General features: G+C 71.2%; 22 protein-coding genes. 13 read left to right on the forward strand and 9 right to left on the reverse strand.

The features are described from left to right. Positions 1–127: 127 nt before the first annotated feature. Positions 128–1,924: an AMP-dependent synthetase/ligase gene (locus OG210_RS24290; protein WP_328325700.1), complete on the reverse strand. Its 1,797-nt coding sequence runs from the start codon at positions 1,922–1,924 to the stop codon at positions 128–130. A 228-nt stretch (positions 1,925–2,152) separates the two neighbouring features. Between OG210_RS24290 and OG210_RS24295 the strand changes: the two genes are divergently transcribed. The 6 genes from OG210_RS24295 (at position 2,153) to OG210_RS24320 (ending at position 7,066) form a co-directional block, all read left to right on the forward strand. Then, positions 2,153–2,914 (forward strand): metallophosphoesterase, encoded by a 762-nt coding sequence (locus tag OG210_RS24295; protein ID WP_371538665.1) that lies wholly within the window; start codon positions 2,153–2,155, stop codon positions 2,912–2,914. Between the two features lie 77 nt (positions 2,915–2,991). Continuing rightward, complete coding sequence (locus tag OG210_RS24300; RefSeq protein WP_328325696.1) at positions 2,992–3,447, forward strand: SRPBCC family protein; 456 nt, start codon at positions 2,992–2,994, stop codon at positions 3,445–3,447. 6 nt (positions 3,448–3,453) lie between these two features. After that, positions 3,454–4,599, forward strand: a complete 1,146-nt coding sequence (locus tag OG210_RS24305; protein WP_328325694.1) for an ArsA-related P-loop ATPase — start codon at positions 3,454–3,456, stop codon at positions 4,597–4,599. Between the two features lie 168 nt (positions 4,600–4,767). Next, positions 4,768–5,220, forward strand: coding sequence for a DUF5304 domain-containing protein (locus OG210_RS24310; protein ID WP_328325692.1), 453 nt, complete (start codon positions 4,768–4,770; stop codon positions 5,218–5,220). Positions 5,221–5,290: 70 nt separating this feature from the next. Continuing rightward, positions 5,291–6,232 (forward strand): ROK family glucokinase, encoded by a 942-nt coding sequence (locus OG210_RS24315; RefSeq protein WP_328325690.1) that lies wholly within the window; start codon positions 5,291–5,293, stop codon positions 6,230–6,232. A gap of 81 nt (positions 6,233–6,313) precedes the next feature. Beyond that, positions 6,314–7,066 carry an endonuclease/exonuclease/phosphatase family protein gene (locus OG210_RS24320; RefSeq protein ID WP_328325688.1) on the forward strand — a complete coding sequence of 251 codons (753 nt, stop codon included), beginning with the start codon at positions 6,314–6,316 and terminating at the stop codon, positions 7,064–7,066. 142 nt (positions 7,067–7,208) lie between these two features. Here OG210_RS24320 and OG210_RS24325 read toward each other — a convergent pair whose 3' ends face one another. Beyond that, positions 7,209–7,802 carry a hypothetical protein gene (locus tag OG210_RS24325; RefSeq protein ID WP_328325686.1) on the reverse strand — a complete coding sequence of 198 codons (594 nt, stop codon included), beginning with the start codon at positions 7,800–7,802 and terminating at the stop codon, positions 7,209–7,211. Next, on the reverse strand, positions 7,795–8,574 hold the full coding sequence (locus OG210_RS24330; protein WP_328325684.1) for an alpha/beta fold hydrolase: 780 nt from the start codon (positions 8,572–8,574) through the stop codon (positions 7,795–7,797). Before OG210_RS24330 ends, OG210_RS24325 begins: the two co-directional genes overlap by 8 nt. Before the next feature lie 162 nt (positions 8,575–8,736). Between OG210_RS24330 and OG210_RS24335 the strand changes: the two genes are divergently transcribed. From OG210_RS24335 to OG210_RS24350, 4 genes are all read left to right on the forward strand, one after another. Continuing rightward, positions 8,737–9,504: a lysophospholipid acyltransferase family protein gene (locus tag OG210_RS24335; protein WP_328325682.1), complete on the forward strand. Its 768-nt coding sequence runs from the start codon at positions 8,737–8,739 to the stop codon at positions 9,502–9,504. Between the two features lie 24 nt (positions 9,505–9,528). Next, complete coding sequence (gene macS / locus OG210_RS24340) at positions 9,529–10,797, forward strand: MacS family sensor histidine kinase (protein ID WP_328325674.1); 1,269 nt, start codon at positions 9,529–9,531, stop codon at positions 10,795–10,797. A gap of 39 nt (positions 10,798–10,836) precedes the next feature. Next, positions 10,837–11,517 (forward strand): response regulator, encoded by a 681-nt coding sequence (locus OG210_RS24345; protein ID WP_371540463.1) that lies wholly within the window; start codon positions 10,837–10,839, stop codon positions 11,515–11,517. A 127-nt stretch (positions 11,518–11,644) separates the two neighbouring features. Beyond that, positions 11,645–12,673: a 6-phosphofructokinase gene (locus OG210_RS24350; RefSeq protein WP_328325669.1), complete on the forward strand. Its 1,029-nt coding sequence runs from the start codon at positions 11,645–11,647 to the stop codon at positions 12,671–12,673. A gap of 130 nt (positions 12,674–12,803) precedes the next feature. Here the strand turns inward: OG210_RS24350 and OG210_RS24355 are convergent, their stop codons facing one another. Both OG210_RS24355 and OG210_RS24360 read right to left on the reverse strand, forming a co-directional pair. After that, on the reverse strand, positions 12,804–14,666 hold the full coding sequence (locus tag OG210_RS24355) for an anthranilate synthase family protein (protein ID WP_328325667.1): 1,863 nt from the start codon (positions 14,664–14,666) through the stop codon (positions 12,804–12,806). A 115-nt stretch (positions 14,667–14,781) separates the two neighbouring features. Then, positions 14,782–14,892, reverse strand: coding sequence for a trp operon leader peptide (locus tag OG210_RS24360; RefSeq protein ID WP_371538670.1), 111 nt, complete (start codon positions 14,890–14,892; stop codon positions 14,782–14,784). 50 nt (positions 14,893–14,942) lie between these two features. Here OG210_RS24360 and OG210_RS24365 point away from each other — a divergent pair, with 50 nt between their 5' ends. Both OG210_RS24365 and OG210_RS24370 read left to right on the forward strand, forming a co-directional pair. After that, the gene (locus OG210_RS24365) at positions 14,943–16,298 is read left to right on the forward strand and encodes a class II 3-deoxy-7-phosphoheptulonate synthase (RefSeq protein ID WP_371538672.1); all 1,356 of its coding nucleotides are present in this window, start codon (positions 14,943–14,945) and stop codon (positions 16,296–16,298) included. Between the two features lie 187 nt (positions 16,299–16,485). Beyond that, a complete protein-coding gene (locus OG210_RS24370) occupies positions 16,486–16,743 on the forward strand; it encodes a (2Fe-2S)-binding protein (protein ID WP_328325663.1) in 258 nt (85 codons plus the stop codon). 84 nt (positions 16,744–16,827) lie between these two features. Here OG210_RS24370 and bfr read toward each other — a convergent pair whose 3' ends face one another. Further along, positions 16,828–17,307, reverse strand: a complete 480-nt coding sequence (gene bfr, locus OG210_RS24375; RefSeq protein ID WP_328325658.1) for a bacterioferritin — start codon at positions 17,305–17,307, stop codon at positions 16,828–16,830. A gap of 152 nt (positions 17,308–17,459) precedes the next feature. On the opposite strand from bfr, the gene OG210_RS24380 reads away from it, so the two are divergent. Then, the gene (locus OG210_RS24380; protein ID WP_371538675.1) at positions 17,460–18,092 is read left to right on the forward strand and encodes a sulfite oxidase-like oxidoreductase; all 633 of its coding nucleotides are present in this window, start codon (positions 17,460–17,462) and stop codon (positions 18,090–18,092) included. 53 nt (positions 18,093–18,145) lie between these two features. Here OG210_RS24380 and OG210_RS24385 read toward each other — a convergent pair whose 3' ends face one another. The 3 genes from OG210_RS24385 to OG210_RS24395 all read right to left on the reverse strand — a co-directional run bounded on the left by OG210_RS24385 (position 18,146) and on the right by OG210_RS24395 (position 21,936). After that, the gene (locus tag OG210_RS24385) at positions 18,146–18,997 is read right to left on the reverse strand and encodes a deoxyribonuclease IV (protein WP_371538677.1); all 852 of its coding nucleotides are present in this window, start codon (positions 18,995–18,997) and stop codon (positions 18,146–18,148) included. A 7-nt stretch (positions 18,998–19,004) separates the two neighbouring features. Beyond that, entirely contained in the window at positions 19,005–20,948 is a 1,944-nt protein-coding gene (gene pknB / locus OG210_RS24390; RefSeq protein ID WP_328325652.1) for a Stk1 family PASTA domain-containing Ser/Thr kinase, read from the reverse strand. 193 nt (positions 20,949–21,141) lie between these two features. Next, entirely contained in the window at positions 21,142–21,936 is a 795-nt protein-coding gene (locus OG210_RS24395; RefSeq protein WP_328325650.1) for a thiazole synthase, read from the reverse strand. Positions 21,937–21,941: the final 5 nt, after the last annotated feature.

The following is a 21,941-nucleotide window of genomic DNA, read 5'->3' on the forward strand; positions in this document are numbered from 1 at the left end:
CTGTGCCGAGGGAACCGCGCTGACGGAAACGGAACCGGGTGCGTAACCGGAACCGTCTGCGTAACCGGAAACGGAACCGGGTGCGGGCCGCGTCGGCCCGCACCCGGTTCCGGTCGGACGCGCCCGGTCAGGCCCGGTAGATCGATTCGATCTCGTCGGCGAAGTCCTTCGCCACCACCGCGCGCTTGAGCTTCAGCGACGGTGTGATGTGCCCCGCCTCCTCGGTGAGCTGTGCGGGCAGGATCCGGAACTTGCGGACGGATTCGGCCTTGGAGACCGCCGCGTTGCCGTCGTCGACCGCCCGCTGGATCTCGGCGAGCAGCTCCGGGTCCTCGCGCAGCGACAGGGCGGTGGACCCCACCGGCTTGCCGTTCTCCTCGGCCCACCGCGCCAGGAACTCCTCGTCCAGCGTGACCAGCGCACCGATGAAGGGCCGTCCGTCGCCGACCACCATGCACTCGGCGACCAGGGCATGCGCACGGATACGGTCCTCGATCACCGCGGGGGCGACGTTCTTGCCGCCCGCGGTGACGATGATCTCCTTCTTGCGGCCGGTGATCGCGAGATAGCCGTCCTCGTCGAGCGTGCCGATGTCACCGGTGTGGAACCAGCCGTCGGCCAGCGCGTCGGCCGTCGCTGCCTCGTTGTTCCAGTAGCCGCTGAACAGGTGCTCGCCGTGCAGCAGCACCTCGCCGTCGTCCGCTATCCGTACGACCGAACCGGGCAGCGGCTGGCCGACCGTGCCGATCTTCTGCCGGTCCCACGGGTTGAAGGCGGTCGCCGCGCAGGACTCGGTGAGACCGTAACCCTCCAGCACCGTGAAGCCGATGCCCCGGTAGAAGTGGCCGAGCCGCTCGCCCAGCGGCGCGCCGCCGGAGATCGCGTACTCGCCGCGTCCGCCCAGTACCGCCCGCAGTTTGCTGAAGACCAGCCGGTCGAAGACCTTGTGCTTGATCCGCAGCCCGGCGGACGGGCCCTGCGGAGTGCCGAGCGCGCGGCTGTAGGCGATCGCGGTGTTCGCGGCCTTGTCGAAGATCTTTCCTTTGCCGTCGGCCTGCGCCTTGGCGCGCGCCGAGTTGTAGACCTTCTCGAAGACCCGGGGCACGCCCAGGATCAACGTCGGCCTGAAGGAGGCCAGTTCATCCGTGAGGTGCTTGATGTCCGGTACGCAGCCGATCTTGATCGGCGCCATCACGGAGGAGACCTCGACCAGCCGGCCGAAGACATGCGCGGCCGGCAGGAAGAGCAGCACCGAGCACTCGCCGGTACGGAACAGGGGCTTCAGCCGCTCCACGATGTTGCCGCACTCGGCGAAGAAGCTGCGGTGGGTCAGCACACAGCCCTTGGGGCGGCCGGTGGTCCCCGAGGTGTAGACGATGGTGGCCGGGTCGTCGGCCCGCGCCCGGGAACTGCGCTCGTCCACGGTCGCGTCCGCGACCGCGGCGCCACTCGCCCTGAGCTCGTCGACGGCGCCCCGGTCGATCTGCCAGACATGCTCCAGGGACGGCAGCGAGTGCCGTACGGACTCGACGGTCGCGGCGTGCGCGTCGCTCTCCACGAGCACCGCGACCGCGCCGGAGTCGCCGAGTATCCACTGCACCTGCTCGGCCGAACTGGTCTCGTACACCGGCACGGTGATCGCGCCCGCGCTCCAGATCGCGAAGTCCAGCTGCACCCACTCGTACCGGGTGCGGGACATCAGCGCGACCCGGTCCCCGGGCTGCACGCCCGCGGCGATCAGGCCCTTCGCGGCGTCCTGGACCTCGGTGAGGAACCGGGCGGCGGTGACATCGGTCCAGGCGCCGGCCACCTTGCGGCCCATCACCGCGGCATCGGGATGCTGAGCGGCGTTGCGGCGGATCAGATCCGTCAGATTGCCGTCCGATGGGACCTCGTACAGCGCCGGAAGGCTGAACTCACGCAAGACTGCTGCTCCTCTGGTCGACATCGCTGTCGCCACGACTGGACCTGACGCCCGGACGTTACCCATGGGTACGGGGTTCCCGATAGGGGGGTCCGGCCAGATGTTCCATGCGTCACACGACACCGCTGTGCTTCGCGCAGAGTAGTCCACGCACGTCGGACGGCGGCGGTATTCGCAGGTCCGGCACCCTCTATCCATGTTGTGCCCAGGAGTCCTAGGGTGATCTCCATGCGCGTGCATGTGGTCAGTGACGTCCATGGCAACACCAGCGGTCTCGCGAGGGCCGGCGACGGGGCCGACGCCCTGATCTGCCTCGGCGACCTGGTCCTCTTCCTGGACTACGCCGACCACTCCCGCGGGATCTTCCCCGACCTCTTCGGAGTCGAGAACGCCGACCGCATCGTGGAGCTGCGCACCGCGCGCCGCTTCGACGAGGCGCGCGACCTCGGCCGCAGGCTCTGGAGCGGGGTGGACCGCGACACCGCGATCGAGACGGCGGTGCGCGGCCAGTACACCGACATGTTCGCTGCGTTCCCCACTCCGACGTACGCGACCTACGGCAATGTCGACATCCCGCCGCTCTGGCACGAGTACGCGCGCCCCGGTACGACCGTCCTGGACGGCGAGCGCGTCGAGATCGGCGGCCGCGTCTTCGGCTTCGTGGGCGGCGGCCTCAGGACTCCGATGCACACGCCCTACGAGGTCAGCGACGAGGAGTACGCGGCCAAGATCGAGGCGCTGGGGGAGGTCGACGTGCTCTGCACGCACATCCCGCCCGAGGTCCCGGAGCTGGTGTACGACACGGTGGCCCGCCGTTTCGAGCGGGGCAGCCGCGCCCTGCTCGCCGCGATCCAGCGCATCCGGCCGAAGTACGCGCTCTTCGGCCATGTGCACCAGCCCCTGTCCCGCCGGGTCCGCGTCGGCCGGACCGAGTGCGTGAACGTCGGCCACTTCGCTTCGACCTCGCGGCCCTGGGTCATGGAGTGGTAGCGGTCAGCGGTCCGGTGCGCACGCGATAGCCTTCACAGCGCATGCACACCGGATTCCGCACTGGAGGAGCCACGGCGATGGCTGAACACACCAGCTCAAGCATCACGATCGAGGCCGCACCGGCCGACGTCATGGGCGTGATCGCCGACTTCGCCCGCTACCCGGAGTGGACCGGCGAGGTGAAAGAGGCCGAAGTACTCTCCACCGACCCCGAGGGCCGCGCCGAGCAGGTCAGGCTGGTGCTCGACGCCGGCGCGATCAAGGACGACCACACCCTCGCGTACACCTGGACCGGCGCCGACGAGGTCAGCTGGACGCTGGTCAAGTCGCAGATGCTCCGCGCGCTCGACGGCACGTACCTCCTCGCCACGGTCGGCGACGCCACCGAGGTCACCTACCGGCTGACCGTCGACGTCAAGATCCCCATGCTCGGGATGATCAAGCGCAAGGCCGAGAAGGTCATCATCGACCGCGCCCTGGCCGGTCTGAAGAAGCGGGTCGAGTCCGGCGCCGCAGCACAGCCCGAGGGCTGACGCCCGATGCGTACGGTCCTCGTCACCGGCATCGGCGGCGCGGGCCGCACCACCGTCGCGGCGGCCACCGCACTGGCGGCCGCCCGCGAAGGCGAACGGGTCCTGCTGCTCTCCACCGACCCGGACCCCGGCGAGAGCCTGTCGGCCGCCCGCGACGCGGGGGTGCGGGCCGAACGGATCGACTCCGGCGCGCACTTCCGTACCGAACTGCTGGCCCTCCAGGAACGCGGCACCGCGGCCCTGGAGCTGCTCGGCGCTGCCAGGCTGGAAGAGGACGAGCTGACCGAGCTGCCGGGCGCCGGGCAGTTCGCGCTGCTGCACGCGCTGCGCACCGTCGACAGCGCCGAGTGGGACCTGACCGTCGTCGACATGCCGCCCGTCCAGGAAGCCCTGGCCGTCCTCGCCCTCCCGGAGCAGCTCCGCCGCTATCTGCGCCGGCTGCTGCCGCCCGAGCGGCAGGCGGCCCGCGCGCTGCGCCCGATGCTGGCCCAGCTCGCGGGCGTCCCGATGCCCGCGCAGTGGCTGTACGCGACGACCGCCCGGTGGGAGGCCGAACTGGCCGCGGTCCAGGCCAGGATCGACGACCCGGACACCACCGTACGGCTGGTGGCGGAGCCGGGACCCGCCGCGACCCGGGCGCTGCGCACCGCCCGTACCGGGATCGCCCTGCACCGCCGCACCCTGGACCTGGTCGTCGCGAACCGGCTGCTGCCCACCGGCTCCCGCGACCCCTGGCTCGCTTCGCTCGCGGCAGAGCAGCAGGAGCACCTCAAGGAGCTGTCGGCCTGCTCCGGCGACGTGGAGGTGGCGGAACTTCCCCATCTGGGCCGCGCGCCGCGCACCGCCGACGAGCTGGCCCCACTGGAGCGCCCGGCCGCCCGCCGCGCGGCAGCCCCGGAGTGGAACGTCGAGGACCGGCTCGCCGACGACGGCGTCCTGGTCTGGCAGCTGCCGCTGCCCGGCGCGGTCAAGGAGGAGCTGGGCCTGGTCAGGCGCGGCGACGAACTGCTGCTCACCGCAGGGCCGTTCCGCAGGACCGTCATGCTGCCGTCGGCGCTCCGCCGCTGCACGGTCGAGGGCGCGGGGCTGACGGACGGGGTGCTGGGCATCCGGTTCGCGCCGGATCCGCGGCTGTGGCCGCAGGGCCGTTGACCGGGCAGGCCACCGAGCCGCGTCGGCCGAGCGGGCGGCCGGAGCCGCCGACCGGGCGGGCCGGAGAGCCAGGGAGCCGGTGAGCGGGCCGGTGAACACAGCAGGGCCGTTCGGGTAACGTCGTAAGTACGGTCCTCAGTACATCCGTATCCGTCGCAGGAGTCCGCCATGAGCGAAGCCACCGAGCAGCCCGACACCGACTCGGACGCCTGGGCGAAGGCCTGCGCCGAGGACCTCGCAGCGGAGAAGGCCCGCCGCCGCGCCCAGTACGGGAGCGCCGAGGGGTCGGCCGCCGACGAGCTCAAGAAGCTCTTCGACGCGGTCGCCGACAAGGTGTCCGAATTCCAGTCGTCGATCCCGGGCATGGCCGCCCAGGGCGCCGTCCAGCAGTTCCTCAGCCAGGCGAAGTCCGTGGTCGAGCCGGTCGTCGAGCGCAACCCCGATGTCTTCGACCACCTGGCCGCCGCCGGTGGTGAACTCCTCGCCGCCTACCGTTCGGCGGTGGAGAAGCAGGAGCAGCGGTGGACCGCGGGCCGGGAAACGGCCGAGGGCCGGGACGCGGGCAAGGACGACGGCGGCGACGAGGGGCCCGGCCCGGCCGAGCGCATCGACCTGGACTGATCGCCCCCGGCCCTGCGGCGCTCGGGTACGGTTGCCCCTCAGCGGGGCTCGACCGAAAACTGAGGGACTCATGGGACTCACCATCGGCGTCGACATCGGCGGCACGAAGATCGCGGCCGGAGTGGTCGACGAAGAGGGCGCCATTCTCGATGTGCACAGGGTGCCCACCCCGCCGACCGCCGAAGGCATCGTCGACGCGATCTGCGCGGCAGTCTCCGAGGCCGGCAAGGGGCACGAGATCGAGGCGGTCGGCATCGGGGCCGCCGGTTACGTGGACGACAAGCGCGCCACCGTCCTCTTCGCGCCGAACATCAACTGGCGGCACGAGCCGCTCAAGGACAAGGTCGAGCAGCGCGTCGGCCTGCCCGTGGTCGTGGAGAACGACGCCAACGCGGCTGCCTGGGGCGAGTACAAGTTCGGTGCCGGCCAGGGGCACGAGGACGTCATCTGCATCACGATCGGCACCGGTCTCGGCGGCGGCATCATCATCGGCAACAAGCTGCGCCGCGGACGGTTCGGTGTGGCCGCCGAGTTCGGCCACATCCGGGTCGTCCCGGACGGTCTGCTGTGCGGGTGCGGCAGCCAGGGCTGCTGGGAGCAGTACGCGTCGGGCCGGGCCCTCGTCAGGTACGCGACGCAGCGAGCCAACGCCACCCCGGACAACGCGCAGGTGCTGCTCGGCCTCGGCGACGGCACCCCCGGTGGCATCCAGGGCAAGCACATCAGCGAGGCCGCCCGCCAGGGCGACCCGGTGGCCGTCGACTCGTTCCGCGAGCTGGCCCGCTGGGCCGGAGCCGGTCTGGCCGATCTGGCCTCGCTCTTCGACCCCTCGGCCTTCATCGTCGGCGGTGGTGTGTCGGACGAGGGCGAACTGGTCCTCGACCCGATCCGCAAGTCGTTCCGGCGCTGGCTGATCGGCGGCGCCTGGCGGCCGCACGCCCAGGTGCTCGCGGCCCAACTGGGCGGCGAGGCAGGGCTGGTGGGCGCCGCTGACCTGGCCCGCCAGGGCTGACCCGAGCAGTCGGACCGGCGCCTGCCGCACCCCGGGGTGCGGCAGGCGCCGCTCACTGCCCGCCGTCGTAGGGTGTCGCCCATGGCCATCACTACGCTGCCCGAATCGTGTACGGAGAGCGGCTCGGCCGTAATCCGGGTGCTCAGCTACAACATCCGCTCGATGCGCGACGACCGCGCGGCGCTGATCCGGGTGATCCGGGCCTGCGACCCGGATCTGGTCTTCCTTCAGGAGGCCCCGCGCTTCTTCCGCTGGCGCAAGGCCGCTTCCCGGCTCGCGGCAAGTACCGACCTGGTGACACTCGGCGGCGGAGCCCCGGCCGCCGGGCCGCTGCTGCTCTGTTCGCTGCGCGCCATCGTGGAGCGCAGCGAGGACGTACTCCTGCCGCGCACCCCGGGGTTGCACCGGCGCGGGTTCGCGACCGCTGTGGTCCGTATCGGGGGTGCCCGGCTCGGTGTGCTCAACTGCCATCTGAGCCTGCAGCCGGCTGAGCGCCACACGCAGGCGGGGCTGCTGCTCGACCGGCTCGGCTCGATGGACGTCCCGCACGCGGTCGTCGCAGGAGACCTCAACGACCGTCCGGACGGCCGGAGTTTCCGGCGGCTGGCGGCGGAGCTCCAGGACTGCCGGGCGGTGAAGCCGTGGGGCGGCGAGCACACCTACCCGGCGGCGGACCCGGACCGGCGGATCGACGCGGTGTTCGCGACGCCGGAGGTCGAGGTGCTGGGGTGCGGGGTGCCGCAGGACATCCCGCAGGCGGACCTGCGGGCGGCGTCCGACCACCTCCCGGTGCTGGCGGCGCTCCGGGTGCGGACCGGCCCGTCCGGCGCCTGACGCGACTGGATCACGCAGGGTCACGCAGGATCACTCCGGGTTATGCACGTCCCGCCTGGCCCGGCGTGATCCGTTCCGGCCCGTTCCGGCCCGTTCCGGCCCGGCCTGGTCAGGTCCGGTCCGAAGGAGGGGGCGGCAGCCCCTAGACCACGGCGCCCCGGCCGGGATCGTCCTCGTCGTCGTCCCCCGGCCCCATCCGCATCACCAGCGCCGCGAACCCGCCGAGGAACCCGCCGATACCGAGCGTCGCGAGCCACCACGTCATGTCCCAGCCCAGCACCACCGCGAGGATCAGCAGCACCGGCCCGCCCACGACGGCCAGCCACGCGAACTTCGCCGTGACGTCCGCCTCGGGAAGATCCGGGTCCGGCTGGACGAAGTGGCCCTCGTCCGAAGGGTCCAGGTCGTCGTCGGACGGCTCCGCCAGGCTGTGGTCGCGCGGGCCGCCGACGCCCGGAGCGAAGACGACCGAGCTGCCCAGCGGCCGGCCGGACCCGCCCGCCGGATCCGGCGCGTCATCCACGTCCGGCTTCCCGGCCTCCGGCTCCGGTGCCTCCGACTCCCGGGTCCCGTCGGCGTTGACCCCGTCCTGCAACAGGGCGAGGTCCTCCACCGACTTGAAGGGCTTGGTGCCCGCGGGATCGGCGGGCTCCTCGCCGTACCCCGCGACGATCGCCGCCCACACCGCTTCCTCGTCGATCGGCTGCGGTTCGCGCTCCGCCTCGTTCTCAGCCACCGGTGGTGCTCCCCTTCATCCCGACGCTCGGAGCGAGGCGGCCGATGAACGCGTGGCTCTTCTCGAAAATCCGCTCCGCATCGTGGTCCAACGTCGCCACGTGGTAGCTCTGTTCCAGCAGGACCTCCTCGACGTCCGTCGACGAGATCCGGCTGAGGATGCGGGCCGAGTCCGAGGGGCGCACCACATGGTCCTCGGCGCTGTGCAGCAGCAGCAACGGCTGGGTGACCTGGGGCAGTTCACGGTCCACGAGCCGGCAGAAACGCCGCAGCGAGTGGGCGCAGTGCAGCGGCACCCGGTCGTAACCCACCTCGGTGGAGCCGCCCAGGGCGATGTCGCTGGCGATCCCCTTCGTCGTACGCACCAGATGCCGGGCGACCGGCAGCGCGTACGCCGCGAGGCCGTGCACCTTGTTCAGCGGATTGACCAGGACGAGGCCGCTCACCGAGTGGCCGTGCTTCGCGGCCAGCCGCAGGGCCAGCGCGCCGCCCATCGAGAGGCCGAAGACGAAGACCCGCTCGCACCGGTCGAGCAGGGCGCGCAGCTCCCTGTCCACCTCCGCGTACCAGTCCTGCCAGCCGGTGACCTGCATGTCCTGCCAGCGGGTGCCGTGCCCCGGAAGCAGCGGCAGCGAGACGGTCAGTCCCTGCTCGGCCAGATACTCCGCCCAGGGACGCAGCGACTGCGGCGATCCGGTGAATCCATGACAGAGGAGGACGCCGGTCTCTCCGCCTTCGTGGCGGTAGGGCTCGGCTCCAGGAAGCACCGGCACCGGGGTCTCCTGTTCGTCAGGTCTCGAGAAAGGTGTACTTCACCGTACGCGACGGTACCGACACCGACCAGGGCCGTCACCCCTGGACCGGGGGCGGATGGCGGGGGGCGCACGCCCCGCGCGGGTTATGGTCGGTCCGACCGTCACAGGAAGGCATCCGAGTTGATCTACGGCGCAATGAAGTTCGCCATCGGGGGATCGCTGAAGGTCGCCTTCAGGCCCTGGGTGGAGGGGCTCGAGAACATCCCCGCCGAGGGGCCGGCCATTCTCGCAAGTAACCATCTGTCGTTCTCGGACTCCTTCTTCCTGCCCGCCGTCATGGACCGCAAGGTCACCTTCATCGCCAAGGCCGAGTACTTCACGTCGCCCGGTGTGAAGGGGAAGCTCACCGCCGCCTTCTTCAAGGGCGTCGGCCAGCTGCCGGTCGACCGCTCGGGCAGCCGCGGCGCGGGCGAGGCCGCGATCAGGAGTGGTGTCGAGGTGCTGGCCCGGGGCGAGCTCTTCGGGATCTACCCGGAGGGCACCCGCTCACCGGACGGCCGCCTCTACCGGGGCAAGCCCGGCGGTCTCGCCCGGGTGGCGCTGGCGTCCGGTGCGCCCGTCATCCCGGTCGCGATGATCGACACCGAGAAGATCCAGCCGCCCGGACAGGTCATGCCCAAGCTGATGCGGCCGGGCATCAGGATCGGGAAGCCGCTCGACTTCAGCCGCTACTACGGCATGGAGAACGACCGGTTCATCCTGCGCTCGGTGACCGACGAGGTCATGTACGAGATCATGAAGCTCTCCGGCCAGGAGTACGTGGACATCTACGCGACCGCTGCCAAGCGCCGGATCGCGGACGAGGACAAGGCCCGCAAGGCCGCCGAGGCAGCCGGGACCGGTGCGGACGCGGAGAAGAGCGAGAAGACGGACGGGTCCGGCACGTAGCCGTACCGTCCGCCGGGGGGTGTGATGGCGAAGGACCGGCGCGAGCGCGTCGTACGGATGTCGGTGGAGCTGCCTCTGTGGCGTGCACTGACCGCGTACCGCGTGCTGACGATGGTCTACGCGATCCTGCTGTTCGGTTTCGCGTACGGGAAGTTCCACCGCCCGTGGGTGGCCGTCGGCTACTTCGCGGTACTCGCCGTCTGGACCCTGGCCACCCTCCCCAGGGTGGCCAACGCCGCCCGCTGCACCAAGCGCTTCCTCGGCGCCGATCTCAGCGTCGCCCTCGCGGGCATCCTGCTGACGCCCGTCGCCGACTCGCACGCCCGGGTCGTCGGGGGCGCCACGACGATGCCGTCCATATGGACCGCCGGTTCCGTCCTGGCCTTCGCCATCAAGGGCGGCTGGCGCTGGGCCGCCTTCGCCTCCTCGCTGGTGGCGGTCGCCAACATCACCGAGCGCGGCGAGCCCAGCGGGTCCACCCTCCACAACGTGATCCTGGTCTGGATCGCCTCCATCGCCATCGGCTACATCGTCGAGGTCGCCCGGGCCTCCGAGCGCACCCTCGCCCGCGCCCTGGAGATAGAGGCGGCCACCCGTGAGCGGGAGCGGCTGGCCCGCGGCATCCACGACAGCGTGCTCCAGGTGCTGGCCATGGTGCAGCGGCGCGGCGCCGAGCTGGGCGGGGAGTCGGCCGAGCTCGGCAGGATGGCGGGGGAGCAGGAGGTGGCCCTGCGCACCCTGGTCTCCAGCGGTCTCGTCCCGCCGGCCCGGGACCCCGGCGACGGGGATCCCGGCGATGCCGACGGGGACGGACGGGACAGGTGGGACAGGCGGGGCAGTGGGTACCGGGCCGGACGGGAGCCGGGCGCGCGGGAAGCCGGCGGGCCGGGGCCCTGTGATCTGCGGGCGCTCCTCGCCCCGCACGCCGGATCTCGGGTGAGCTTCGCGGAACCGGGCGCTCCGGTGCTGCTCGACCCGGTGGCCGCGGAGGAACTCGCCGCGGCTGTCAGTGCCGCCCTGGACAATGTCCGCAGACACGCGGGCAGCGGAGCCCGGGCGTGGATCCTGGTGGAGGACGAGCCGGACGAGGTGATCGTGACGGTACGGGACGACGGCCCCGGCATCCCGGAGGGGAGGCTCGCGGCCGCCGAGGGTGAGGGACGCCTCGGCGTCGCGCTCTCCATCCGGGGCCGGCTGCGGGATCTGGGCGGCAGCGCCGAACTGATCTCGGTACCGGGCCAGGGCACCGAGGTGGAACTGAAGGTTCCGAGGAACGCACGACGGAACGCGTAACGCACGGGGGAACGGACGGACATGAGCGAGCGGAACGACATGAGCGAGCAGCGGACGGCCGGGACGGTCAAGGTGATGGTGGTCGACGACCACCCGATGTGGCGGGACGCGGTCGCCCGGGACCTGGCGGCCGCCGGTTTCGACGTCGTCGCCACGGCGGGCGACGGCCCGCAGGCGGTGCGGCGGGCCAGGGCCGCCGCACCCGATGTCCTGGTGCTCGACCTCAACCTGCCGGGTATGCCGGGCGTGCAGGTCTGCAAGGAGCTGGTCGGAGCCGACCCCGGGCTCCGGGTCCTGGTGCTCTCGGCGAGCGGTGAGCACGCCGACGTACTGGAGGCGGTGAAGTCCGGCGCCACCGGCTATCTGCTGAAGTCCGCCAGTACGCAGGAGCTGTCGGAGGCCGTCCGCAGCACCGCGGCCGGCGACCCGGTGTTCACTCCAGGCCTGGCGGGCCTGGTGCTCGGTGAGTACCGCAGGCTCGCGTCCGACCCGGCGCCCGCGGCCTCCGACGAGCCGAAGGCCCCGCAGCTGACCGAGCGGGAGACCGAGGTGCTGCGGCTCGTCGCGAAGGGGCTGAGCTACAAGCAGATCGCCGAACGCCTGGTCATCTCGCACCGCACCGTCCAGAACCACGTACAGAACACCCTCGGCAAGCTCCAGCTGCACAACCGCGTGGAGCTCGTGCGGTACGCGATAGAGCGCGGCCTCGACGATGTCTGATCCCGCGGAAGGCAAGGCCAACCGCACCCGGCCCAGCGGGAATTGACCTTCCGCCCTATCCCTTTGTGACCTGGGTCACCGTAGCGTGGACGGCACGGTGTCTTCCACTGCGAAGGGACGTGGTTCCATGCGGGTCGGAGTACTGACCGGGGGCGGCGACTGCCCCGGGCTCAACGCGGTCATCCGGGCTGCCGTCCGCAAGGGCGTGCAGGAGTACGGCTTCGGGTTCACCGGATTCAAGGACGGCTGGCGCGGCCCCCTGGAGGGCGCCACCCTCACGCTCGGCATCCCGGAGGTGCGCGGGATCCTGCCGCGCGGCGGCACCATCCTCGGGTCTTCGCGCACCAACCCGTTCCGCACCGAGGACGGTGTCCGCCGGGTGAGGGAGAACCTCGCCAGGGCCGAGGTCGACGCGCTGATCGTGATCGGCGGCGAGGACACGCTGGGTGTGGCGGGCCGGCTCTGGGACGAGTACGGGGTGCCCTGTGTCGGCGTACCGAAGACCATCGACAACGACCTCTCGGCCACCGACTACACCTTCGGGTTCGATACGGCGGTGGGTATCGCGACCGAGGCCATCGACCGCCTCCACACCACCGCCGAATCGCATATGCGCGTCCTGGTGGTCGAGGTGATGGGCCGGCACGCGGGGTGGATCGCCCTGCACTCCGGGCTGGCCGGCGGCGCCAACGTCATCCTCATCCCCGAGCAGCGCTTCGACATCGACCAGGTCTGCTCCTGGGTGACCTCGCGCTTCCGTGCCTCGTACGCCCCGATCGTGGTCGTCGCCGAGGGGGCGATGCCCAGGGACGGCGACGCGGTGCTCAAGGACGGCACCCTCGACTCCTTCGGCCACACCCGGCTCTCCGGAGTCGGCGAATGGCTCGCCACCGAGATCGAGAAGCGGACCGGCAAGGAGGCCCGCACCACCGTCCTCGGCCATGTCCAGCGCGGCGGCACCCCGAGCGCCTTCGACCGCTGGCTGGCCACCCGGTTCGGCCTGCACGCGATCGACGCCGTACGCGACGGGGACTTCGGCAGGATGGTCGCCCTCAGCGGGACGGACATCGTGCGGGTGCCGATCGCAGAGGCGACCGCACGGCTCAAAACGGTCGACCCCGCGCTCTACCGGGAGGCCGGGGTCTTCTTCGGCTGAGCGGGGCCGCGCGCCGCAGCGGAACGGGCCCGTGCCCCGAAGCCGAGCGGGCCCGCGCGCCCCGCGCCGTACATCCGCACCATTCGCAGCATCCGCACCGGACAGCCGCACATCCGCGTCGGACGGCCGCCTACACCAGCACCCCCGCCAGCAGCCCGGCCACGATCCGGGCCCCGTTCTTCGTCAGCACCGACTCGGGGTGGAACTGCACCCCGGCGAACCCGTCGCCGCGCAGCGCGTGCACCTCGCCGCCCGCCGGCTCACGGCTCAGCTCGATCCGGTGCATCGCCAGCTCCGCCGCCGCGCTGTCGTCGCAGCGCGCCGTGTACGAGTTGTAGAACCCGACCGTCTCCTGGCGCCCGAAGAAGTCGATACGCTCCTGGGCGCCCTGGTGGGGGACCGCCTTCCGGACGATCTCCAGGCCCAGTTCGGCCGCCAGCAGTTCATGGCCCAGACACACCCCGAGCAGCCCGTGCCGGTGGTCGCGGACCAGCTCAGCGGCGAGTCCCCGCAGGAACCGCATCTTCGGGTCGGTCCGGTCCGCCGGGTCGCCGGGCCCCGGGCCGAGCACCACCGGACCCCGGTGCGCCAGGGCGCTCTCCCGCAGTCCTGGCTCGTCGTACCGCCGCACCGTCACGTCCAGCCCCGACGAACGCAGCAGATGCGCCAGCATCGAGGTGAAGGTGTCCTCCGCGTCCACCACCAGCGCATGGCCCGCCACAGCGGCGGTCGTCTCCTGCATCCGCAGCCAGAACGGCGCGAGATCGGCCCGCCGGGACTCCAGGGCGGCCCGCACCCGGGGGTCGTCCGCGAGCCGCGGCCCCGCGGCCTCCCGGCGCGGCCGGCCCTCCCGTACACCGAGCGCCGTCAGCACCCCCGCGGCCTTGGCGTGGGTCTCGGCGACCTCGCTCGCCGGGTCCGAGTGGCGTACGAGTGTGGCGCCGACCGAGACCCGCAGCGCGCCCCCGGCCGAGATGTCCGCCGTACGGATCAGGATCGGCGAGTCCAGCGTCTGCGCCCCGCCCGCGTCGCGCCCGATGAGCGCCAGCGCGCCCGCGTAGTAGCCGCGCCCGTCCGCCTCGTACCGCCCGATGACCCGGCAGGCGTTCTGCACCGGCGAACCGGTGACGGTCGCGGCGAACATCGTCTCCTTCAGCACCTCCCGCACATCCATCGAGCTGCGGCCCCGCAACTCGTACTCGGTGTGCGCGAGATGGGCCATCTCCTTCAGCCGCGGCCCGACGACGACCCCGCCCATGTCGCCGACGGTGCACATCATCTTCAGCTCCTCGTCCACCACCATGGAGAGCTCGTCGGTCTCCTTGCGGTCGCCGAGGAACTCCAGCAGCGCCTCGGTGGTCGGCCCCTCCGGCGGATAGCGGAAGGTCCCGCTGATCGGGTTCATCACGACCGTCCCGCCGGACATCCGGACATGCACCTCCGGGCTCGCGCCGACCAGGGTGCGTTCCCCGGTGTGCACCACGAAGGTCCAGTACGCGCCGCGCTCACCGTCGAGCAGCCGCCGGAACAGGGCCAGCGCGTCCGCCCGCCCGAAGCCGGGGACCGAGCCCGTGTACGTACGGCGGACGACGAAGTTCGCCCCCTCGCCCCGGCCGATCTCGTCCGCGACGACCCGCCCGACGATCTCACGGTAGGCGTCGTCGCTGACGTCGAAGCCGCCGTCCTCGACCTGTACGCCGTGCGCGGGCAGCTGGTCGAGCACCTCGCCGAGCGGCAGCTCGTACGTCTCGTCGGCGACCAGGACCGCCAGCGGAGTCCCGTCGTCGCGTACGTCGAAACCGCGCTCCGCGATCTGCCGGAACGGCACCAGGGCCAGCACCGGACCGCTGCCGCCCGCCGGGATGTCCGCGAGCCGTGCCACCTCGTGGACCTCGCCGGTCAGCAGCTCGACGGTGTCGTGGTCATGGCCGGGGGTACGCCTGCGCAGCAGGGCGAAGGGGCGGTGGTCGTCCAGCAGTGTGCTGATGAGCATCGGGTTGTTCCTTCCGGGCGCCCCGCGGTGCGGGGAGGGAGTACGGAGAGGAACGGCCGGTGGAAACACGGAAGGCCGCCCCTCGGGCGGCCTTCGCTTCGTTGTACGCGCGATGTCAGTGGGCCGCCGGATGAGCGGTCCACCACCAGTTTCGAATCGTCGTCGCGAACATGGTGGGGACTGTAGCGCATCGGCGGTACCCGTCCGGGATGCCCGTCCGTCTCATCCACCGGGCACCACTAAAACTGGTGACGGCGACCCCGTACTGTTGGCCGCGTGACCGTGAACGCTGATACCCAAACCCCCGCCGCAGAGGCGGCCTGGCGAGACCTTCCCGCGGCGCAGCAGCCCGAGTACCCGGATGCCGGAGCCCTGCGCGATGTGATCGCGGACCTCACGTCGTATCCGCCGCTCGTGTTCGCGGGCGAGTGCGACCAGCTGCGCGAGCGTCTGGGAGCCGTGGCCAGGGGCGAGGCGTTCCTGCTTCAGGGCGGCGACTGCGCCGAGGCCTTCGACGCCGTGTCCGCCGAGCACATCAGGGCGAAGCTCAAGACACTGCTGCAGATGAGCGCCGTGCTCACCTACGCGGCCTCCGTGCCCGTGGTGAAGGTCGGCCGGATCGCGGGCCAGTACTCCAAGCCCCGCTCCAAGAACACCGAGACCCGCGACGGCGTGACGCTCCCGACGTACCGCGGCGACTCGGTCAACGGCTTCGACTTCGACGAGAAGTCCCGGATCCCGGACCCCGAGCGGCTCAAGCGGATGTACCACGCGTCCGCCTCGACGCTGAACCTGGTCCGCGCCTTCACCACCGGCGGCTACGCCGACCTGCGCCAGGTGCACGCCTGGAACCAGGACTTCGTGAAGTCCTCCCCGTCCGGGCAGCGTTACGAGCAGCTCGCCCGCGAGATCGACAGCGCGCTCAACTTCATGAAGGCGTGCGGGACCGACCCGGCGGAGTTCCGCGCGGTCGAGTTCTACGCCTCGCACGAGGCGCTGCTCCTCGACTACGAGTCGGCGCTGACCCGCACGGACTCCCGTACGGGCAAGCTCTACGACACCTCGGGCCACATGGTCTGGGTCGGCGAGCGCACCCGGCAGCTGGACCACGCGCACATCGAGTTCGCCGCGCAGATCCGCAACCCGATCGGCGTGAAGCTCGGCCCGACGACCACGCCGGAGGAGGCGCTCAGCTACATCGAGCGTCTGGACCCGGACCGTGAGCCCGGCCGGCTGACCTTCATCGTCAGGATGGGCGCCGACAAGGTCCGCGACAAGCTGCCGAACCTGGTCGAGAAGGTCACCGCGTCCGGCGCCCAGGTCGTCTGGGTCACGGACCCGATGCACGGCAACACCTTCGAGGCGGCCTCGGGCCACAAGACCCGCCGCTTCGACGACGTGCTCGACGAGGTCAAGGGCTTCTTCGAGGTCCACAAGAGCCTGGGTACGCACCCCGGCGGCATCCATGTCGAGCTGACCGGTGACGACGTCACCGAGTGCGTGGGCGGCGGCGACGAGATCTTCGTCGACGATCTGCACCAGCGCTACGAGACGGCCTGCGACCCGCGGCTCAACCGCAGCCAGTCGCTCGACCTGGCGTTCCTGGTCGCGGAGATGTACCGGGCGCAGTAGGCGGCAGGCCGGCGGAAGGAACCGCGGCAGGCGGCAGAACAGCGGAAAGGGCCGTGGGGTGCGGATCACAGCGATCCGGACCCCACGGCCCTTTTGCACCCCCGGAGCGGCGGGTAAGGTTAGGATTGCCTCACCGAGCACTTCGGGGTGGTGCCCGTCAGCGATCCCGTCCGGGAGGTGAACCCGCGTGTATGTCTGCTCGTGCTTCGGCGTGACCGAGAAGCAGGTGAAGGACCACGCGGACGCCGGTGCCTGCACCCCCCGCGAAATAGCGTCGGCCTGCAAGGCCGGTACGGACTGCGGCGGCTGTGTACGCAGCATCCAGGCGCTCCTCGGCCGGGGGAACTGCCCCCGCCGTGAACTGCTCGACGGGCGGCGGCAGCCCGCGCAGGAGCCCGCCGGCCGGCCGGAGCCCGCCGGATCGCCGCTCCCCGAAGCCGCCTGACCCCCGTACCGCGCGTCCGTATACGGCGCGTCCGTACGCGCTGAGGTCCCCGCGCCGAGGTCCCCGCGCTGTGGCGCTCCGGTCTCAGCTCTCCGGCTGCTCGATCACCTGGGCGATGTAGAGCGGCTCACCGAGTTTCTCGACCAGCTCCAGCTGGGTGTCCAGATAGTCGATGTGGTGCTCCTCGTCCGCCAGGATCGACTCGAAGATGTTCGCGGATGTGATGTCGCCCTTGTTGCGCATGACCTCGATCCCACGCCGGAGCCGGTCGATGGCCTCGGCCTCGACCTGCCGGTCCGCCTGGAACATCTCGGTGACCGTCTGGCCCACCCGGACATGGAAGAGCCGCTGGTAGTTCGGCAGCCCGTCGAGGAAGAGGATCCGGTCGGTGAGGATCTCGGCGTGCTTCATCTCGTCGAACGACTCGGACCTGGTGTATTTCGCGAGCTTGGTCCAGCCGAAGTTCTCCTGCATCTTCGCGTGCAGGAAGTACTGATTGATCGCCGTGAGCTCTGCGGTCAGCTGCTCGTTGAGAAACTCGATGACCTCGGGGTCGCCCTGCATTGCAGAGGCTCCTTCCAGGTGGATCCGGGCAGATTCCGCGCATCCTGTCACCGCCCATCGGAGCAGTCCAGTAAGTGCAGGCTTAGTACGAGTTGACCTCATCGGCGCAGACCTGGTCATGACCACCCCGCGAGGTCTGTCACCATGGATACATGGGTCAGCCGGAGAGCCGGGAGCAACAGGGGGCGGTGCGGTCCGGGCTTCCACCGGGGCAGCGGCTGCAGCGCGGCTGGCCGGTGACGCACTACGGTCCCGTCCCCAAATTCAAGCCCGAACGGTGGGAATTCCGGGTCTTCGGCGCCACCGAGGACGGTGAGAAGCACTGCTGGAACCACGAGGAGTTCTCGGCTCTGCCGTTCTCCACCGTGGTCGCCGACCTGCACTGCGTGACGAAGTTCTCCATGCTGTCGGCCGAATGGGGCGGCGTACGGGCCCGGACGCTGGTCGAGCTCGCACCGCCCGCGCCCCAGGTCACCCATGTGATGGTCTGGGCCGAGTACGGCTACAGCGCCAATCTGCGCCTGGCGGAATTCACAGATGCGAAGACTCTCTTCGCGACCCACAAGGCCGGTGAGCTGCTGACCGCCGAGCACGGGTTCCCGCTGCGCCTCGTCGTGCCGAAGCTCTACGCCTGGAAGGGCCCGAAATGGGTCCGCGGGATCGAGTACATGACCGCGGACCGCCGTGGCTTCTGGGAGGAGCGCGGGTACCACAACCTCGGCGACCCCTGGCAGGAGCAGCGCTACTCGTACCAGGAAGGTCCCGGCGACGGCCCCGAGCTATGAGCCCTGAGCCCTGAGCCCTGAGCCCTGAGCAGGCTGCTCGTCGGCGGAGCTCCTCAGGGGCGGAGCGACTTCAGGCGGGCCACGTCCGCCGTGTGCCCCTCCTTGCCGCCGGGGGTCTCGATGATCAGCGGCACCCCCTCGGTCGCCGGGTGGGCGAGCAGCTCCCTGAACGGCTCGGCTCCGATGTGCCCCGCGCCGATGTTCTCGTGCCGGTCCTTGTGGGCGCCGGCGGCTTCCTTGGAGTCATTGGCGTGGATCAGCTTGAGCCTGCCCTCGCCGACGGTGTCCACGAGGAGGTCCAGGGTCTGGTTCATCCCGCCGGGACCCGCGAGGTCGTGTCCGGCCGCGAAGATGTGGCAGGTGTCCAGGCAGACCCCGAGCCGCGGGTGGGAGTCGAGCGCCTCGAAGTACGGGCCGAAGTCCCAGGTGCGCGAGCAGAGCGAGGAGCCCTGACCCGCCGTCGACTCCAGCAGCAGGAACGGGTCGTCGTCGTGGGTCAGCTCGTCGAGCAGCGGCAGCAGATGCGTACGGACCTGCGCGAGCGCCTCGGACCGCGGACGGCCGCCGGTCGCGGAACCGGTGTGCACGACAACGCCCAGCGCGCCGATCTCCCGGCCCCGGCGCAGCGAGTGGCGCAGCGACTCCACCGACTTCTCCACGGTCGCGGCCGTGTGCGAACCGAAGTTGATCAGATACGGCGCGTGGACGTATGCGGTGACCGACTCGTTCGCGCACTCCTTGCGGAACTGCTCGTCCTGGTCCGGGTTCCCGGTGGGGGTGGCCCAGCCGCGCGGGTTGGCCACGAAGACCTGCACGGTCTCCGCGCCCAGCTCACGGGCGTAGGACAGTCCGGCCTTGGCGAGACCGCCGGCCACGGGGACATGGCCGCCGATGGGGTTGCGCACGGTGTGTTCAGAGTCCCTTGGTCTTGATGGTGATGGTGCTGCCCTCGGGGGCCTGGCTGCCGCCGTCGACGGACTGGGTGTCGACGGTGTCGCTGAAGGACAGGAACGGCTTGTCGACATGGACCTTGAAGCCCTTGTCGGTGAGCGCGCTCTTCGCGTCGTCCACGTTGTCGCCCGTGACATCGGGGACGGTGATCATCCGGGGGCCCTTGGAGACCGTCAGCGTGACGGTGTCGCCCTCCGCTGCCTGGGCGCCGTCGGCAGGCGACTGTTTGGCGATCTGCCCGGCGTCCTCGGGGGAGTTGATCTGCTCCGGTGCCACCACGACCTTGAGGTTCTCGTCCTGGAGGTCGGCGCGGGCATCCTCCAGGGACTCGCCCGTGACATCCGGTACGTCGACCGGGGCGCCCTTCGAGACGACCAGGGCGATCGCGGAGCCGGCGTGCCGGTCGGTGCCGGGTGCCGGGTCCGTACGGATCACCTTGCCGCGGTCGATGTCGTCGCTGAACTCCCTGGTGACCATGCCGGACGCCAGTGCGGCCTTGGACAGATCCTTCCTGGCCTGCGCGAGCGGCTCACCCGCGACATGGGGCACCGGGACGATCTCGGGACCGCGCGAGACGACCAGGGACACCGCGTCGTTGGCCCGGATGCGGGCGCCCGACGCCGGACTGCTGCTGATGACCTGGCCGCGGTCGTAGGTGTCGCTGAATTTGCGTTCGGTCCTCTTCACGTCGAGACCGGCGGCCGAGAGCCGCGACTTCGCGGTCTTCTCGGGCTGGCCGAGGAGCGAGGGGACCCGGGTGAACTGGCCCGAGTTGATGTACCAGACACCGGCTCCGACCCCCAGCACCAGCAGGACGGCGACGACCGACGCGACCAGACCCCGGCGGGTCCGCCGGCCGTGGCGCACGTGCTGCCGTTCGGGCTCGGGCTCCTCCGCGGGGGCGGGCATCACCAGACGGCTGGTCCGGTTGATCCCCGCGGCCGGCAGCGGGCGCCGGATCACATCCGTACGGTCCTCGGACGAGCCCGCCCCGGCGGCGCCCGGGGTCCCGGCCGGGAGAGCCTGCGGCGGTACGGCGTCCAGCTCGGCACCGCTCAGTGCGGCGCGGGCCGCCCGGACCTGGCCGAGCAGCGCCACGGCGTCGTGCGGCCGGTCATCGGGGTGCCGGGCGGTCGCGGTCGCCACCAGGCCGTCCAGCCCGGCGGCGAGCCCCGGTACGGCGGCGGACGGCGCCGGCACGCCTTCGTTGAGGTGCTGGTAGAGGACCTGGGCCGCGGTGTCGCCGCTGTGCGGTTTGGCGCCGGTCAGCATCTCGTACAGCACCACACCGCAGGCGTAGACGTCCGTCCGGGTGTCGGCCGTGCCCTGCTCGATCTGCTCGGGGGCCAGATAGGAGACGGTGCCCAGGATGGTGCCCGTGCTGTTCGTCTCGGTGTCCACGGCCCGGACGAGGCCGAAGTCGGCGACCTTGACCCGGCCGTCGTCCCCGATCAGGACGTTCTCCGGCTTCATGTCGCGGTGGACGAATCCGGCCCGGTGCGCGGCGCCGAGTGCGGCCAGTACCGGTTCCAGGATGTCCAGGGCGGCGCGGGGACGCAGCGCGCCCCGCTCGCGCAGGACGTCGCGCAGCGTGCACCCGGCGACGTACTCCATCGCCAGATAGACATGCGCGCCGTCCGCGCCCTGGTCGTACACGCCGACCACATTGGGGTGGTCGAGGCGTGCGACGGACTTGGCCTCGCGGATGAACCGCTCCACGAACGTGGCGTCGACCGCCAGCGCGGGGTGCATCACCTTGAGGGCGACCACCCGGTCCAGACGGGTGTCGACGGCCCGGTAGACCGTGGCCATGCCACCGATGGCGATGCACGCGTCCACCCGGTAGCGGCCGTCGAGCAGCTGCCCGACGAGCGGGGCTTGCGGGTCACCAAGCGTCGTATCCACGCTGGCGAGTGTACGAGTCGGCGCTGACAGGGCCTAAGCGGTCCTGGTGGATCAGCTGCTACTGAAGCCGAGCTGTGACAGGCCGAGCAGTGACAGGGGGCAGGGGCCGCGGGGAAGGCATCACGCCCCCGCGGCCCGGCCTGGTCCGAGCGGGCGCCACCGAAGGCGGGGAGGCCCGGGGGCCGCGCGTCCCTCAGAAGGCGGGCCGCTCCGGATCGAGCGCCGCGCGGCCCTCCTCCGGTGAGGACGCCCGGGCGAAGTGCCTCCGGGGGATCCGTCCCGCGCGGTACGCGAGCCGGCCCGCCTCCACGCCCCGTCGCATCGCCGACGCCATCAGCTCCGGCTCCTGCGCACGCGTCACCGCCGATGCCAGCATCACGGCCGCGCACCCGAGCTCCATCGCCAGCGCCGCGTCCGATGCCGTACCGGCCCCCGCGTCGAGGATCACCGGCACTCCGGCCCGCTCCACGATCAGCTGGAAGTTGTGCGGGTTGCGGATGCCGAGCCCCGAGCCGATGGGGGAGCCGAGAGGCATGATCGCCGCACAGCCCGCCTCCTCCAGACGCCGGGCCAGCACCGGATCGTCGTTGGTGTAGGGGAGGACCGTGAAGCCGTCGTCGACCAGTGTCTCGGCGGCGTCGAGCAGCTCCACCGGGTCGGGCAGCAGAGTGTGCTCGTCCGCCACGACCTCCAGTTTGATCCAGTTGGTGCCCAGCGCCTCGCGGGCCAGGCGGGCGGTCAGGACGGCCTCGCCCGCCGTGAAGCAGCCGGCGGTGTTCGGCAGCACCTTGATGGCGAGCCTGTCGAGCACCGAGAGGACCGAGCCCTGCACGGTGGGATCGAGGCGCCGCATCGCGACCGTCGTGAGCTCGGTGCCCGACTCGACCAGGGACCTCTCCAGCACATCGAGGCTCGGCGCACCGCCGGTCCCCATGATCAGCCGGGAGGAGAAGACGGTGTCCGCGATGGTGAGGGAATCGTCTGCCATGTCCG

This window comes from Streptomyces sp. NBC_00466, assembly GCF_041433995.1.
Lineage (GTDB): Bacteria > Actinomycetota > Actinomycetes > Streptomycetales > Streptomycetaceae > Streptomyces.